Annotated in this window: 16 protein-coding genes; 6 read left to right on the top strand and 10 right to left on the bottom strand. The window is 32.6% G+C overall.

The annotated features are described in order from the left end of the window. Positions 1–10: 10 nt before the first annotated feature. The 4 genes from AB3210_RS03525 to AB3210_RS03510 form a co-directional block, all read right to left on the bottom strand. Complete coding sequence (locus AB3210_RS03525; protein WP_007302803.1) at positions 11–400, bottom strand: phage tail tube protein; 390 nt, start codon at positions 398–400, stop codon at positions 11–13. Further along, positions 375–830: a DUF3168 domain-containing protein gene (locus tag AB3210_RS03520; RefSeq protein WP_012481716.1), complete on the bottom strand. Its 456-nt coding sequence runs from the start codon at positions 828–830 to the stop codon at positions 375–377. The genes AB3210_RS03525 and AB3210_RS03520 overlap by 26 nt, the downstream gene beginning before the upstream one ends. A gap of 282 nt (positions 831–1,112) precedes the next feature. Beyond that, entirely contained in the window at positions 1,113–1,643 is a 531-nt protein-coding gene (locus AB3210_RS03515) for a head-tail connector protein (protein ID WP_007302801.1), read from the bottom strand. 102 nt (positions 1,644–1,745) lie between these two features. Next, positions 1,746–2,024: a hypothetical protein gene (locus AB3210_RS03510; RefSeq protein WP_017532302.1), complete on the bottom strand. Its 279-nt coding sequence runs from the start codon at positions 2,022–2,024 to the stop codon at positions 1,746–1,748. A 665-nt stretch (positions 2,025–2,689) separates the two neighbouring features. Here AB3210_RS03510 and dut point away from each other — a divergent pair. Further along, positions 2,690–3,151 (top strand): dUTP diphosphatase, encoded by a 462-nt coding sequence (gene dut / locus AB3210_RS03505; RefSeq protein WP_052264873.1) that lies wholly within the window; start codon positions 2,690–2,692, stop codon positions 3,149–3,151. A 68-nt stretch (positions 3,152–3,219) separates the two neighbouring features. Beyond that, positions 3,220–3,897: a hypothetical protein gene (locus AB3210_RS03500; RefSeq protein WP_052264872.1), complete on the top strand. Its 678-nt coding sequence runs from the start codon at positions 3,220–3,222 to the stop codon at positions 3,895–3,897. Positions 3,898–3,996: 99 nt separating this feature from the next. Here the strand turns inward: AB3210_RS03500 and nusB are convergent, their stop codons facing one another. From nusB to yidC, 3 genes are read right to left on the bottom strand one after another with little or no spacing between them, the layout of a single operon-like run. Beyond that, a complete protein-coding gene (gene nusB / locus AB3210_RS03495; RefSeq protein WP_006014794.1) occupies positions 3,997–4,479 on the bottom strand; it encodes a transcription antitermination factor NusB in 483 nt (160 codons plus the stop codon). Then, positions 4,479–4,907, bottom strand: a complete 429-nt coding sequence (locus AB3210_RS03490) for a 6,7-dimethyl-8-ribityllumazine synthase (RefSeq protein WP_052264871.1) — start codon at positions 4,905–4,907, stop codon at positions 4,479–4,481. Before AB3210_RS03490 ends, nusB begins: the two co-directional genes overlap by 1 nt. Further along, the gene (yidC, locus tag AB3210_RS03485) at positions 4,885–6,594 is read right to left on the bottom strand and encodes a membrane protein insertase YidC (RefSeq protein WP_019236304.1); all 1,710 of its coding nucleotides are present in this window, start codon (positions 6,592–6,594) and stop codon (positions 4,885–4,887) included. Before yidC ends, AB3210_RS03490 begins: the two co-directional genes overlap by 23 nt. 113 nt (positions 6,595–6,707) lie before the next feature. Between yidC and AB3210_RS03480 the strand changes: the two genes are divergently transcribed. Further along, a complete protein-coding gene (locus AB3210_RS03480) occupies positions 6,708–7,232 on the top strand; it encodes a TIGR02281 family clan AA aspartic protease (RefSeq protein ID WP_007302795.1) in 525 nt (174 codons plus the stop codon). A 5-nt stretch (positions 7,233–7,237) separates the two neighbouring features. Here AB3210_RS03480 and secF read toward each other — a convergent pair whose 3' ends face one another. Both secF and dnaA read right to left on the bottom strand, forming a co-directional pair. Continuing rightward, positions 7,238–8,113, bottom strand: a complete 876-nt coding sequence (gene secF / locus AB3210_RS03475; RefSeq protein ID WP_007302794.1) for a protein translocase subunit SecF — start codon at positions 8,111–8,113, stop codon at positions 7,238–7,240. 157 nt (positions 8,114–8,270) lie between these two features. Beyond that, positions 8,271–9,653 (bottom strand): chromosomal replication initiator protein DnaA, encoded by a 1,383-nt coding sequence (dnaA, locus tag AB3210_RS03470; protein ID WP_012481713.1) that lies wholly within the window; start codon positions 9,651–9,653, stop codon positions 8,271–8,273. A 326-nt stretch (positions 9,654–9,979) separates the two neighbouring features. Between dnaA and AB3210_RS03465 the strand changes: the two genes are divergently transcribed. Next, on the top strand, positions 9,980–10,717 hold the full coding sequence (locus AB3210_RS03465; protein ID WP_007302792.1) for a glutamine synthetase: 738 nt from the start codon (positions 9,980–9,982) through the stop codon (positions 10,715–10,717). Positions 10,718–10,720: 3 nt separating this feature from the next. Here the strand turns inward: AB3210_RS03465 and AB3210_RS03460 are convergent, their stop codons facing one another. Beyond that, positions 10,721–11,371, bottom strand: coding sequence for a hypothetical protein (locus AB3210_RS03460; RefSeq protein ID WP_007302791.1), 651 nt, complete (start codon positions 11,369–11,371; stop codon positions 10,721–10,723). 161 nt (positions 11,372–11,532) lie between these two features. On the opposite strand from AB3210_RS03460, the gene AB3210_RS03455 reads away from it, so the two are divergent. Both AB3210_RS03455 and nusA read left to right on the top strand, forming a co-directional pair. Then, positions 11,533–14,607 carry an efflux RND transporter permease subunit gene (locus AB3210_RS03455; protein ID WP_179943645.1) on the top strand — a complete coding sequence of 1,025 codons (3,075 nt, stop codon included), beginning with the start codon at positions 11,533–11,535 and terminating at the stop codon, positions 14,605–14,607. Between the two features lie 87 nt (positions 14,608–14,694). Further along, complete coding sequence (gene nusA / locus AB3210_RS03450; protein WP_010407241.1) at positions 14,695–16,248, top strand: transcription termination factor NusA; 1,554 nt, start codon at positions 14,695–14,697, stop codon at positions 16,246–16,248. Positions 16,249–16,250 lie beyond the last annotated feature (2 nt).

Here is a 16,250-nt window from a genome sequence, read left to right as displayed (position 1 = left end):
TAAATTAACACTAATGAAAAGTGTTCACAACTTCAGCACTGGCTAAAACTACAGTGAAGCTGTCAAAAGTGGCAGGATCATAATATCTCTCATACAATTCAACCGAACACCTGAGTTTTATCTTCTCCTTAGCATTAAAACTAATCTCATAATCATTATTAGAGTTTAACATTGCAGAATTACGCAATAATTCATCAGCCAATACTGAATTTAAAATGCCATTAATTTTTATTGTAATCTTTCTACTTCCAGCACAATCAAGCACTTTTCTCCAGCCAAAAGAGGAAATATCTTTCATCTCCTCTTTGTTATTACGCAAAGTAAACCTTAAGTTTCGTATATTATTCAGCACAACAAAATTATTGTCATGACCTTTAATTTTCAGCTGTAATTTGCTCATCGCTACCTCCTTGTATTAAAATATCAAAATTAATTGTTGAATGTAAAACTTCATCATGCTGATTTATAACACAATTACTTTCCAAAATGGTCTCACTACTAATGCTCTTTACCACCAAGCCAACATGCTTTATAGCAGCAAGCATGCTGCTTATATGATAAGTATATATGTCGCATGAAAATCTTACTTTTGTAGCAAAATTAGATAGCATATGCAGGTTAACATAATTTACTATGCGCAATCTCAGATAAGGAATAGTAACCTGCTTAGGCAGGTAATCATAGATGTTAGTAACATATTTCTTTAAATCAGAGTTTGCTTTTAATGCTGCATAAATACTATCATACAACTCATTTATAATTTGAATTTTTTCCATCTCACAGATACGTTTACGAAGATTGCAATTTGCAGGTACAACAGATGGTATCATCCTAGTGCTTACTGCACGAACATTATCTGTCAAGAAGATGTCATCCCATCCCCAGACACTGGTTCACTTTATAATGATGTCGTTCCAGTAGCTCTTTCTTGTAATCCCAGTACTGGGATCCAGGAATTTTATTAAGTTGGTAAGCATAAAAGTAGCCGTTTTATTTTAAAATACAACGTTTTGATGATCATGAAAAAACTGGATCCCAGTACTGGGATGACATCGAAGGGGCTACTCGGATGACACCATCTGTTGTATCTGCTATTGAATGACAAACAGGAACTACAAAACAACCTTTGGTTCGCGAAATGGAGAATACACCTTCTTTACCTCAGATAAATGGCTACTTACTTCTGATTCACGATTTTTATAGAGAGCAGAAACATGCTGTATAATACCTAGCTTTATTTGCTCAGGAACACTATCATAACCAGCTTCATATACAACATCAGCCCTTATTATGTTCAAATAATTGAAAAATTCAATATAGCTTCCTATATCACTAAAATAATAACTAAGTTTTCTATTCTTATCAGTAGCCAATATTATTTTATTCACAGGACCATAGCTTAAATATATTCTACGAGGTATATAACCTTCATATGAAACTTGCCACGTTTGCTTTACTAGAGACTTTTCCATATGCCACTGAGCATAATCAGTTGCCATAAAAATAAAACTTGAAATCAACTTATCATCTTGATCATTTTCAATTCGTAAAAAAGATTTAACCTCTCCTAAAGTTACTGGAAAAGATTTAGGCTTAGACTTACGTTGTATATTTATGATTGGATACTTTAGTCTTGTTGACATAACAACCCTCCTTTTCTATATATAGCTAAAATAAGTAAGACTTATCTATAAAAAATCTTACTTATTTTAGTTATCACTTAATATTAAATTGCAGCAGCAACTCTATCGTACAAGTATATTGAGAAGAGAACGTATTAACGCTGTTTCTCCTTTTTTTAGGCCGGATTTTAGTAGATTGACATTCTGAGAATGAATGTTATTGAAAGTGAAGTTTAGCTCTTTAGCAAGTAGACTGCGAAATTTCTGCACACTTTCATATGCGATGTTTTCAAGTTCATGCGCAAACTTATCTTGAGCCGCAGCTGCTATGTCTTCTATTTCTTCATTGAACTCTTCTAGCTTTCTTTCCTTACCTTTAAAATTTTTTGCAAAAGTTTTCATATTAATTGGCCTCAACTATTCTTATAATTATAATGACAATAAAAAGACTACCGAAGTAAAAAATTAGCACTACAATACTGCAAACAACAGCAGCACACCAAACCGGTTCACTTTATAGCGTAAATTCAAGTATGTCATTCAAGTAGCCCTTTTTTGTCATCCCAGTGCCCAGACACTGGGATCCATGTTGCTCACAAGCAAACTAGCATAGAAAGGTGGTACAACGTTTTCGATGAGATTGCAGAAAGGCTGAATTCCAGCATCAAGTGCTATCTCTATAGGACTCCTCACTAATCCAAAATATTAATAAATTTACTAATTATAAAAAAGGCAAAAGGATCCCCACTTAGTGAGTTTGACCCTATAATAATTTAAACTGGCGCTGTAATAATGTGCTAACGCTTAAAATAAGCGCGTTTTGGCTGAATGTAGAAAAAATAAAAAAGACATGCAGCCGCTATAATTTTATGTAATCCGCCAATAAGTACCTTAAGTTTTTTACTGAATTTTTGTTATTGAGCCTGCAGGTCAAAAACAAGTTTTGAGTCATAAATACCCTTAGTGTCATAATAAGGAAAGTTGGCAATATTTGTCAAGTAGTTTTCTTATCTTTTACAGGCATAATTTACATGCTACAATCAAATTTTCATAACTGGTGAATAAAAATGCAAAGAGACAAAATTAAAGTAGAAATAAAAAAGTTATCACATGGCGAAAGCCTGCCTCTTCCCTGTTATGCAACTATGCAGAGTGCTGGCATGGATCTTTATGCTGCATTGAATGACTCTGCTGTTTTAAATCCACTTGAGAGATTACTTGTTCCAACTGGAATTGTGATTGCAATACCAAACGGTTTTGAGGGGCAAATCCGCCCACGTTCTGGGCTTGCTGCAAAACATGGAATCACTGTCTTAAATTCTCCGGGCACTATAGACTCCGATTATCGAGGTGAAGTTAAAGTTTGCCTAATCAATCTAAGTAATCAGCCATATGAAATAAAAAGAGGAGATAGAATTGCACAAATTCTTATCACTCCTGTACCTGAGATAATTTGGAACAACATAGAAGAATTCTATGCAAAAGAAACTGCTCGCAATGAAGGAGGCTTCGGCTCAAGTGGTAGATAATTTATTGTTTATAAGTTGACAATAATAATTCTTTACATACAACTTTAATTAATTTAAATGAGGCAATTATGTTAATTTTTAAAAACCACCGTGGCCAGCTCCAAAAAACAAATACTGCACTTTTAGTACTTACTTCTCTGTATGTTATAGGCGCAGCAGTAGCACTTTCATCACCATATTTGATGTCTTCAACTTATATACTTGCTCCACTTGCAGCTTTTGCAGCTACACCACTTGGAATGAGTGTTTTAGCATTTGTTACTGTTGCACTGATTAGTTTAGCAATATATTCCTTCATGAAAAATAATGAAATATCTGAACTTAAAGCTCCGAGAATTGTTGCTGGTAGCTCTCAAAGATACCTGATGTTGCAGGTAACAAATAAAGATCTTGAATTTATTGAAAAGAACTATAAGAACGAAAATGGTGAATATACTATAGATTTTACTAACTCAAAAGGCGAAGTATTCAAAGCTGAGAGTTATGGTCAGATCAGATATATTGATAATCCTGATCCAATCTTGCTTGGCAACACTAAACTCCTTGATATACATCAGCTATACAAGAAGAAAGGGGATAGTACATTTGAACAGATAAATTGTGGACAGGAGTTAAAAACGTTAGGTTTAAACGTTGAAGAAAATAATGTTCAAGAACTAACCATCGAATTTGTGCCAAGCTCAATTGTTAAGTCACCAAAAGTTGAACACGAAAAGCCAGAAAGATTATTAATCAGCCAAGTATAAAAGGAATAAGTCTTCCCTTCATTTTTTAGTGTTAATGACTTAAACTTATTGTAGAAACTGTCTCAAAAAATAGATATTCACATACTTGTAAGAAATTTGCTAAGGATTTTTATTTAGTCTGACTGCATCCTTTACCTTATCTAACAACCCATTAATAAAGCCAATTTTGTTTGGAGCATCAAGTAAATCAGATGCAATGTTAGTATATTCATTAATAACAATTGGTGCTGGTGTATCAAAATCAATTAACTCACATACTGCAATACGCAAAATAGATAAGCTTATAAGATTTAATCGTGAAAGTGACCAGCTTGGGTGTAAATAAGACTCTATTATTTTATCATATTCTTCACTGCTTTTTATAACCTTACATAACAAGTTTTCTAAGAACTGATGTTCAAATTCTTCACATTCAAATATATCTTTCAACGTACTTATGTAGTCCTTAAGCTCACAATTTTCCAATTTAAAAGTGCTTTTGTTGTAACTTACAAAAATATTTGAATAAGCAATTTGTACAGCAAGAAATCTTGCCGTACTTCTTTTTATGCGCCACTTTTTATCTACTGGTTTTTCCTCCATTATTTTAATTTATTGTGTAGATCTATCATATGCAAAACAGTTGAGGCTGCATGGCCACCAACGTTCTTTTTATTTTTGTCAGCTCTAATTAGTGCTTTATCTTTGCTGTCAGCGGTAATTACGCCCATACCAAGGGGTATTGCATAATGCATAATAACTTCATTTAAGCCTTCGATTACTCCTTTACAAACGTATTTATAATGATCAGTTTCACCGCGAATCACGCACCCAAGAGCTAAATAACCGTCATAATTAGCATTCTTGCTTTTTACTGCAAAGAGAATTGTAGCTGGTATCTCAAATGCACCAGGAACTTCAATTATGTCATAGCTTGCATGACTTTCTTTTAATCTATCGACTGCACCTTCAAGCAAAAGGTTCGCTATTTCGGTATAATAAATTGAATTAACTATTAGTATTTTCGACATTTATCCCGACTTTTCTTGTTAAGAAGAACTTTATTAAGTATTGTTGAACCAGAGTTATAATATTACTAAATATCCAATATATTACCAGGCCGGCAGGAAAAGAAGAAAAAATAAAGACGGAAATGTAAGGTAAAAACTTCATAACATTTACTTGAATATCATCTTTACTGGTTTGATCTTTCTCACTTAGCTTCTGCTGAATTATCATGGTAGCGCCGAAAATTATAGGTAAAATGCCTATAGAAATAGGAAAGTTATAATTAAACAACCCAAATAATGTAAAAATGTTTGTTGGATCAGAAGCTGAAAGATCCTTAATCCATAAATAAAAAGGGGCGTGTCTCATCTCTATAGTAACAAATAATACTTTATACAGAGCAAAAAATACTGGTATTTGTATGAGCATAGGGAAAATGCTCGACATTGGATTTACATTGTTTCTCTTGAACAACGCAATTGTCTCTTTGTGCTGCTTTAAGCTGTCATTTTTGTACAACTCTTTTATACGAGTTAATTCAGGCTGCAGGCTTTTCACCTTGAACATCGAAATATATGATCTATTAGATAAGGGAAGCATCAAAAGTTTGATTACTAAAGTTAGCAATAATATTGCTAAGCCAAAATTTTTCAAAACAAAGTTAAAATATTCAAGCAGTAAAAACACCGGCTTGGTTATAAAATAAAGAACACCAAAATCTACAGCCTTATCAAACAAAGGTATATTGAGAGTGTCTTTATAAGAATCAAGTAAATTCAATTTCTTTGCCCCAGCAAAAAAGTAGTTCAGAGTAGAAACACTTGCACCAGGGAGTATGTGTTTGTAAGGTTTAACAAAATCTACTTGAAACTTATCAATGTTATTAACATTCGTATGCTTAATACTTACATTTATTTGATCAGATTTTTCAGGTATGATAGCTGTAAACCAATATTTATCAGCAAAACCAAACCAACTTTTTTCACTTGTGCTGGCCTTTATTAAACGTTTCTTGGAAATATCCTTATATGTCCACTCCTCTAGTTTATTGTTAAATGCACCTAGTACTCCTTCATGTGATATCCAATAGGATTCGTTAATATTATCACGTTTACGATTGATTTTACCATAGGGAACCAAAACTACATTATCTTTTGTATTGTTTTCAATAATTTGCTCAACTTTAAACATGTAGTTATCGTCAAGGCTAATTTTCATTCTAAATAAAATGCCATTTTCATTATCCCAAAATAAATTGACCTCTTTTTGATTGAGTTTATCTGCTTGCCATACTGTTTTAGAATCTGGAACTTTAATCTTTTCATTCGGATCGAGCCACCCAAATTCTGCGAAATATACATCTTTTGATTCTGCAGGTGACAGTAACACCACTTGTGGAGAAGAAGAACTCGGTTCTAAGTGGTAGTTAGTTAAGATTAAGTCATCAAACCTTGCACCTTTCAGAGAAATTGATCCTTCAAGCATGTTATTGGTTAAATTAACTCTCTGTTCTCTAGTAGAATTAATAATTTCAGAACGATTTTGGTATATCATAGGAGCAAGGTCGTTAGAAGATTCGATATGTTCAATATTTTCAATCGATGGTTGGCTTTGGCTCGTGTTAAGAAAATTATCATAAATAATATGCCATAATACTATAATCAATATAGAAAGAATTGTTGCTAAAATTAAATTTTTTGCTTCTGACATGAAATTAAATCGAACATACCTCCTTAAAGTATATATTAAATATTGTACTAAAACAATAAAATTTACTTATTTTTAATAATAGCTTTTAACGCTAATCTTAAAAATTTACTCTTATGGCTTCAAATTTTAATAATATGAATGCAGCAAAAAATCTAGTTATTTGGCTACTGATAATAGTCATTACTGCAATGTTTATTGATTCACAAGGGGATAAACTAAGCAATAGGTTTCTGAGCACTTTTCTACCGTACAAAGGAAGGGTTCAAAATGGCGGAAGTATTGAATTTACAAAGTCATACGATGGACACTTTTATATTCAAGCTCAAGTCAATGATCGTAATATAACGTTTTTGCTTGATACCGGAGCAACTGATATTGTTCTATCGCAAAAAGATGCGTTACATGCTGGTATTAACTTACAAAACATTCAAGACTTTAAAATATATGAAACTGCAAAAGGTCAAATAAAAGCTGGTGTTGTTCACATCCCTCAAGTTAAAATAGGAAATTTTTTAATTAATGATGTACACGCTAGTGTTAATACTCACTCTATGTCCCATTCATTACTTGGTATGAGCTTTTTGAGATATTTTCATTTCACTATTAGGGATAATAAGCTAATATTATATCGTAGTTAAACGTTCTATACTCTACTTATCAACGCTCTGCAGGTCAATATAGGAGCAGAGATAAATATTGCAGAACAGGTGCCGATTGCAATGCCAAAAGAAATGATTAAGCAGAAGTCTCTGACCACACCTGTACAAATCAGCACTAAAGGAAGAGCAGCAAGAAGAGTAGTACCTGAAGTTAACATAGTACGAAATAGTGTAGAATTAATGCTAGCATCAACTATTTCATCCATTTCTACATCTTTTCTATTTTTTTTATACTCTCGAATCCGATCGTATATAACCACTGAATTATTGATTGAATAGCCAATCACGGTAAGTAGAGCTGCAACTGATGAAATATTAAACTCAATACTCGTTAAGCTGATAAAGCCAAGAGTTAAAATCACATCATGGATCAGTGCCATTATTCCACCAAGTCCACACTGCCAGCTAAATCTAAGCCAAACATAAAAAAATATTCCAATAATTGCAATTAACATGGCTGATATCCCTTCAAATATCTGCGTTGAGCCTATTTGTGGACCAACATAATCTATTTTACGATAAGTTACTAAATTACCTAATTTGCTTTCTAATATACTTTTAACCTTTTTAATTTTATCTTCATCTCCCTCATCTTTAAACCGCACAACTAAGTTATCACCAGCTTTTGAACTCTGTATCGTAAATCCACTCTCTTTTAATATACCGAGAATAGCATCATCCTTGCTTGAAGATTTTATCTCTATCAAAATTCCACCTGTAAAGTCTATACCCAAATTCATTCCACGCAGCATAAAAGTAAGCATTGAAAAAATGATAAGAATAACGCTAACAAGTGCTGTCAAATTTCTATATTTACTAAATCTTATATCAAGATTATCTGGAATAAGTCTAATTGCCATATTTCCTACTTAAATTGTGATTTTATATACTTTTTAAGCAATCGACTAGCTATTTTCTCTTAGCTTATACTAATAATGATCTTTGATTTACTTAATCTACTTGAACAAGATATTTGATCAAAAAAATGAAAACAGCCTGGTTGTCATTAATAAAGTGCTACTTAAACATCTTTTTTAATCGATTGATTTCATCAGCAAATTTTGGGTCAGTTCTTATGAAATTTTCCACTTGTTTGACTGCGTGTATAACAGTAGCATGATCTCTACCACCAAAATTTCTTCCAATATCTGGTAAACTTTTTTGCGTAAACTTCTTTGCGAAATACATAGCTATTTGTCTCGGCCTCGCAAGACTGCGGAGCCTTCTATTAGATTGCATATCTGCAATCTTTATATTGAAAAATTCAGCTATTTTTTTCTGTATTTCTTCTATTGTGATTGACCTATGATTTGACCTAAGAAGATCAATTAGGGTCTCACTAGCTGATTCTACTGTCATGCTTCTTCCAATTAAAGAGGTATGAGCAACCTTATTTAATGCTCCTTCTAGTTCTCTTATATTGGATTTTATATTCCTTGCCAAAAATTCTAGGACATCCTTTGGAACATACATATTCATTCGTTCCACTTTCGCCTGCAATATACCAAGTCTTAATTCAAAAGTTGTTTCATTAATATCTGCAACTAATCCCCAACCAAGTCGTGATTTTATTCTTTCTTCTACTCCATCAAGATCACTAGGAGACCTATCAGCTGATATAACCAATTGTTTATTTTGGTCTATCAATGCATTGAAAGTGTGAAAAAATTCTTCTTGTGTACTATCTTTACCACTGATAAATTGCACATCATCTACCATCAATACATCTACTGATCTAAATTGCTCTTTAAATAACATAATATCTTTGCTCCGCAGCGCCGTAATATATTGATACATAAATTTCTCTGCTGATAAATATACCACTTTTCTTTTTGCTGACGGAGAATTAACTATGTCCCAAGCTATAGCATGCATTAAATGTGTTTTACCAAGTCCCACTCCACCATATAGAAATAAAGGGTTGCTTCCTGATATTGGATCTATAGATTCCGCTACACGCTTTGCCGCTGTAAATGCTAACTCATTTGACTTTCCTACCACAAAATTATCAAAAGTGAATCTGGTATCTAGTGGTGAACCAAGATTATGATTATTTTCCTCTCTATTTTTTAGTATCGTATTAGAATTTGAATTTCTTTCTTCAATTAATTGAATATCAATAGAACATACACTTTGATCTTCGCTTTGCCATAATGACAATATTTTTTCCATGTAGTGAACTGTAATCCACTCCTTTATAAATCTTGTTGGTACAGACAACAAAACTTCTCCATTTCTGTTGCTGATAAATCTTAGTGAACTCAGCCAGCTGTTATATGTTGCTTCTCCATAGAGATTATGGAGATAATTTTGGATTTTTTCCCAAGTAACATTGTGGTCCGTTACTGTAATAATCTGATCAAAAAACATAGTAGAAACCTTAGGGTTAGTTAAGTTCATATACCACACCAAGAAAGAATAATAATCAGAAAGATGCAAGATAATCAATAGCTTACTGTAAGATAAAAAGCTAACACTACTTAATACATATCTAAAATTATGAGGATTTTTTGACGAGTTGTAAAGAGTATAAAAGCACTAAAATTGATCATTTTTTTGAAATAAAAACAATCAATTTGTAAATGTCGCTTGTACCGAGGATTAGAAGTATGTTATTAAAAAATAGTAATATATTATGTATAAATAAGATATTCAATTTACTGATAAATAAGTAAAGTACTTGTATAAATATAGCTGATTTAGTATAAATTTATTGAAGTAAATTTGTGATTATATTAAGTAATTTGAGTCATAATACTGTATTCGGTATTGAACTGGAGTTTTACACTGAGGGAATAAAAAAAGAATATTTATTTCTGAATAGCATCAAAAATAAAATAGCTTCTCTTGGATTTTTTTGTGAGAAAGAGAGTTCTTTAAACCAATACGAGATAAAAAGTGATTGTTATACGAGTCCTGATAATTTAATTATGCATTTTGAGTTAGTAAAAAAATTACTGATTGGAACAGCACAAGAGTTCGATGGTAATGTTTCTTTTAAAGCAAAACCTTATTTGGATAGAGCAGGCAGCGCACTAAATGTACATGTTAGCCTCATGGATTCAAATAATAATAACTTATTTTATGGCAATAAGCAAAAATATAGTGACCACCTGATTCACAGCATAGGTGGATTATGTGCAATGATGAAAAAACATATGTTGTTTTTTGCTCCAAATGATGATTCATATTTAAGATTTCAGTACCCAGATATTCATACTCCAACTACGATTAGTTGGGGAGTGAATAACAGAACTGCTGCGATAAGAATTCCCTATTTTGGCAACGATTCCAAAAGATGCCGCCTAGAGCACCGTGTTCCTGGAGCAGATTGTAACCTTGAAAAAGTACTCACAGCAATAATTGAAGGTATAGTTTTTGGTATAGAGAACAAAATTGCTCCGCCAAATAGAGTGTATGGCATTGCATCTGATCCTCAATATAAGATGGAGAGTTTGATATAGCAACTACCTGTTAAACCCTAACCCATTAAACTCCTTTGAGGTAATTGGCCATTCTAGCACTTTCCTCACATCATTATTTACATTCCCATACTGTAATAGCAAGTCTGCAGCAGATAGTTTCTGCGTACTTTTAGATGATCCAAGCCCTATATTGGTAAGGTTGCTCGGTGGCTGCTCAGGAAGTGGATTACCAAGTGCATCCATGTGTTTAGGTAAAGGTTCCATAACAATATTTGTAGCACTAGAAACGAAATGACTATCTGTAGTATCAGCACTTTTAGAAAGTGAATTACCTTTGAAATCCATATGTTTAGGTAGTCCATTTTTCATTTCTTCTTCTGCTCTTTTATTTTTTAATTCTTCTTCTAGCTCAGTTTCAGTTCTTTTTGGTTCTTTTACGGTATCTTTTTCTTCACCTTCATCAACACTGCTATACCCTTCATCTTCTGACATATCATCAGTTTTAACAGACTTAGGTCTTGCTTTATTAAGCAATGAAAGTAATGCGTAAGTAACTGCAGCAGCAGTAACTATAATGGCTATCTTTGCAGCAATGTGAATCATTGTTAAAAATACTAAAGTTGATGAAACACCAACCAACCCAGATACGATCGCTTTATTCTTGCCTTCTATCACACTTAAAACTGCTACCACAATAATCCCTCAAGTACCATACTAAAGTCATATTATATAGAAATTTTCTTACGCTTGCAAAACTGTAAAAATTTTAATCATTTACATAAAGCTATATGAGGATTAATTAATATATAATTTATCTTAGCTATAATATGATATAAATACGTATAATGTTTGGCATGAAAAGCTTACTTGTAGAGAGGAATAGAACAGTAATATTATTGCTTATCGTGATTTTTACCTTCGGCTCATACACTTATATAAAGATGCCAAGAGAAAGCAATCCTGATATACAGATTCCTATAATTAGTGTATTTGTCGGGTTTCCTGGTATTTCTGTCGAGGATAGTGAAAAGCTATTAGTGCTTCCTATAGAAAATGAACTAAGATCCATCGAAGGTGTAAAAGAATTGAGAGCTTTTGCAACTAATGATGGTGCTCACATGATAATCGAATTTAGAACAGAGTATAATAATAAAGAAGTGCTCGATAATGTCCGTTCAAAGCTTTTAAACATAAAATCAAAATTACCTATTGAAGCAGAATCTCCGATAATCAATGAAATAGACTTGAGCTTATTTCCGATACTAAACGTTGGCTTGATTGGTAATTTGCCGGAAAGAACTTTAACTGAAATAGCACGCAAACTAAAGAAAGAAATAGAATCTCTGCCAAATGTTCTTAAAGTTGAAGTAGCAGGTATGCGTAAAGAAACAGTGGAAGTTATAATTGAGCCCACAGTTCTAACAAAATATAACATTCAATCAAATGAGATATTTCAAGCTATATCAAACAACAACAGATTGGTAGGAGCCGGATCACTAGAAAATGATACCGGTAAATATTCGATTAAAATATCAGGGTTATTAAAAGACATAGAAGATATTATGAATATTCCTATTAGATCTCAAAGTGATGCAGTTTTGAGAATCAAAGATATAGCAAAAGTATACCTTGGGTTTGAGGATCACCAAGGATTTGCTCGTATTAATGGACTACCTAGCATTGTACTAGAAATTTCAAAACGTAATGGAAAAAACATAATAGACACGGTAAATCAAGTAAAATACTTAATGGACAAAGCAAAAGATCAATTACCTGAAAATTTAAAAGTAGTTTATTTGAATGACCAGTCAAAAAATGTACGTGATGTGCTTGACGACTTGGAAAATGGTATAATATTTGCCGTATTACTAATATTAACCATAATAATGCTCTTTATGGGAACAAGGGCTGCTATTCTTGTTGCACTATCAATACCTGGCTCCTTTCTAATAGGAATAATGGCTCTTTACCTCATGGGTATTACTCTAAATATAGTTGTGCTCTTCAGTTTAATTATGGCAGTTGGCATGCTGGTTGATGATGCAATTGTAATCAGCGAATATGCTGATAGAAAGATGATTTGTGGCATGGATAAAGTAGAAGCCTTTTGCACCTCAGTTCATGATATGTTTTATCCAGTTTTATCATCAACATTGACTAAATTAGCAGTGTTTTTCCCTCTGTTACTCTGGCCCGATACAGTCGGTAAATTTATGCAGTACATACCAATTACAATAATTCTAACTTTAACTGGATCGCTAATTATGGCTTTGGTTTTTATACCAACGCTTGGTGCAATATTTGGTAAACCTTCAATAACTTCAAAAAAAGAAATAATAAGAATGAGTGCTATAGAAAGTGGTGAGGTAAAAAATACTGGGCTTATAATAAGAACTTATGTACGTATGTTAGAGAAAGTCTTAGATCACCCCAAAAAATTTGTATGTGTTGTTGTGTTTGTTTTATTTTTGTCTAGTATATTATATTTTACTTTTGGTCCTGGATTAAAGTTCTTTCCGAATGTAGATTCAGATAACATTTTAATCAGCGTTAAAGTAAAAGAAAGCTTATCAGCCAAAGAACGAGATTTGATACTTAAGAAAGTAGAAGAACGTATTTTGGGTGTTGAAAAGGAAATTTATGTTTTTTATGCTCGATCAGGAAAATTTTCAGACAACGTTATTGCCAAAATTCAATTGGAACTTGTAGATTGGCGCTGCAGGCGCAAAGCTACGCAAATACTAAATGATATAAGGAGTAGTGTACAAAACATAAAAGGAGTAATAATTGATGTACAGGAACAAAAGTCAGGACCATCAGCTGACAAGCCAATACAAATTAACTTAAGCGGAAGTGCATCCAACTTGAATTCAGTAGCAGAGAAAATCCTAAAAATTATGGACCAACCTTCATCTGGATTTATAAATATTCAAGATAGTAGATCAGCACCTGAAATAGAGTGGAATATGAGTATTGATAAGAGTAAGGCTACAAGCTCTGGAGTAAGTGTTGCAACCATCGGTGATTTTATAAAGATGGTTACAAATGGAGTATTAATTGGAAAATATAGACCAAATAACACAGATGAAGAAATTGATATTGTACTACGCTTTCCCAGAAAGAATCGCAACATGAAAACTATAGATAACCTTTTTATTAATACAGCAAATGGACCATATTCTATGAGTAGCATAGTGAAATACGTTCCCGAAAAAAAGGCAAATAAACTAAGTAGGATTGATGGATCACGCACAGTAACAATCTCTGCTGACGTTGATACTGGCTATCTTGTTGATGAAAGAGTTAAGTTCATTCAAAATTCGATTACTCAAGACTGTAGTAAAGGAGTAAAGATTGATTTCAAAGGTGATAAGGAAGATCAACAAAAATCAGGAGCATTTTTATTAAAGGCTTTTATATTAGCAATTACATTGATGATATTGGTGCTAGTGGCACAGTTTAACAACATATACTATACATTTATCGTAATGACAGCAGTGTTTTTATCAACAACATGTGTATTTTTCATTTTCTTTCTTATTCAGAAAGTTTTTGTAGTTGTCATGTGTGGAGTGGGGATAATTGCTTTAGCAGGAATTATAGTGAATAATAATATACTATTGCTTGATGCCTTTCATCAGCAAATTAAGGTGCGCAAAAATAACATTAAGCAATGTATAATAAACGCTTCAATTTCTCGCATCAGGCCAATACTACTTACCGTTGCAACTACAGTTCTTGGTTTAATACCGATGATTACTAGGTTAAATATCAGTTTTTTTACGCTACAAATCACATATGATGCTCCATCAAGCCAGTGGTGGGTTGATATTTCAGCAACCATAGCAAGTGGAATATTGGCTGCAACGGTCTTAACTTTATTCTTTACTCCGGCATTGCTTATCATACAAAGACATGAAAAAACTTGACTTAAATTAGCAATCATTTAACATTTAAGATAGCGTTCTTTACCTGTTGAAGCTATAATTATAACTAATTAAATTGGATTTATTTATATGATTGCTAATCGTAAAAGCAGTGTTAAGCAGAAAAGCAACAAGAATAACATAGTTGGAAGCCTTGATGTAATAAAAACAGCGGGAGAGCTCTCACTTCAAAAAGGTTTGGATTTTAATATTATAATAAATGCACTTAAAAGTGCTATCGAAGCAGTAGCTCAACAAAAGTATGGTAGCAAAAGTAAAATTGTAGTTAATATAGATAGAAACACAGGCAAAGTTACCTCATATAGACAACTAAAAGTCATTAATGATGAATCAAATGAAAATGAGTGTGACTTAATTAAGTTGACACAAGCTAAGTTAATAAAAGAAGATGCAAAAGTTGGAGATACTATTAGTGAGTTGATTTCTCTTAACACTGATCTTGTTTCAGCAAGAATTGCCCAGCAAAAGATTTCTGAAATAATCAAAAATGAAGAGTTAAAAAAGCAATATGAGGAATTTAAAGATAAGGTAGGAGAAATGAGGTATGGCATCGTTAAACAAGTAGAATATTCAGATCTTATTATAGACATAAACGGAATTGGAGCATACCTCCCTTTACGAAACTTAATTGGTGGTGAGTCATTTCGTGAAGGCGATAAGGTTAAAGCTTACATACAGGCTGTTAAGCGCTCTGACGATGGACGTCAAATCATTCTTTCTAGGACTCATGAAGGCTTTTTAGAGGCATTGTTGAATCAAGAAGTACCAGAAGTTGCTGACGGATTGATAACAATTAAAGGTATAGCTAGAGACGCTGGTTCAAGATCTAAAGTTGCTGTTTTTTCATCTGATAAGAATATCGATCCAGTAGGTGCTTGCGTTGGAGTTAAAGGAGATAGAATAAAAACTATTATACACGAATTAAACGGTGAAAAAATCGACGTCATACATTACTCATCAGATTTGGGTCAATTTGTTATTAAAGCCATTACTCCTGCAGAAGTATCAAAGGTCATTATTGACGAAAATGAAAATTGTATAGAGTTAATAGTTGCTGAAGATCAATTGAGTTTAGCTATAGGAAAAAAGGGTCAGAATGTAAGATTAGCTTCAGAGCTTGTTGGATGGAAAATTGAGATATTAAGCACTCAGCAAGAATCAGAAAGAAGAAACAAAGAATTTAGTCAATGTTCAGTTTTATTTGCTGAAGCTTTAAACTTAGAAGAGATTATGGGCCAATTATTGGTAACAGAAGGTTTTTCAAGTGTAGAAGATATATCTAACACTTCAATTAAGGAACTTGCTTCAATAGAGGGCTTCAATGAAGATATTGCAAATGAACTTCATAATAGAGCAAATAATTACCTGAAAGCAGAGAATGATAGAAAAATAGAAGAGCTAAAAAATTTAGGTATGGAAGACGATGTAATCAACTTAGCCTTATCAATAGATAATAAAATTGCTCTTAGTAAACATAATATTAAAACTTTAGAGGACATAGCAGATTTATCAAATTATGAGTTTTGTAGCATACTCTCTTCCTCAACTAATAATAAAGACAATCTAAAAGATACAGCAGATTTAATAATCATAGAAGCACGTAAAAAGCTTGGATTAATATAAAA

Source organism: Wolbachia endosymbiont (group B) of Scrobipalpa ocellatella, assembly GCF_964188425.1.
Taxonomy (GTDB): domain Bacteria; phylum Pseudomonadota; class Alphaproteobacteria; order Rickettsiales; family Anaplasmataceae; genus Wolbachia.
This window is presented reverse-complemented; position numbering and strand designations above follow the sequence as displayed.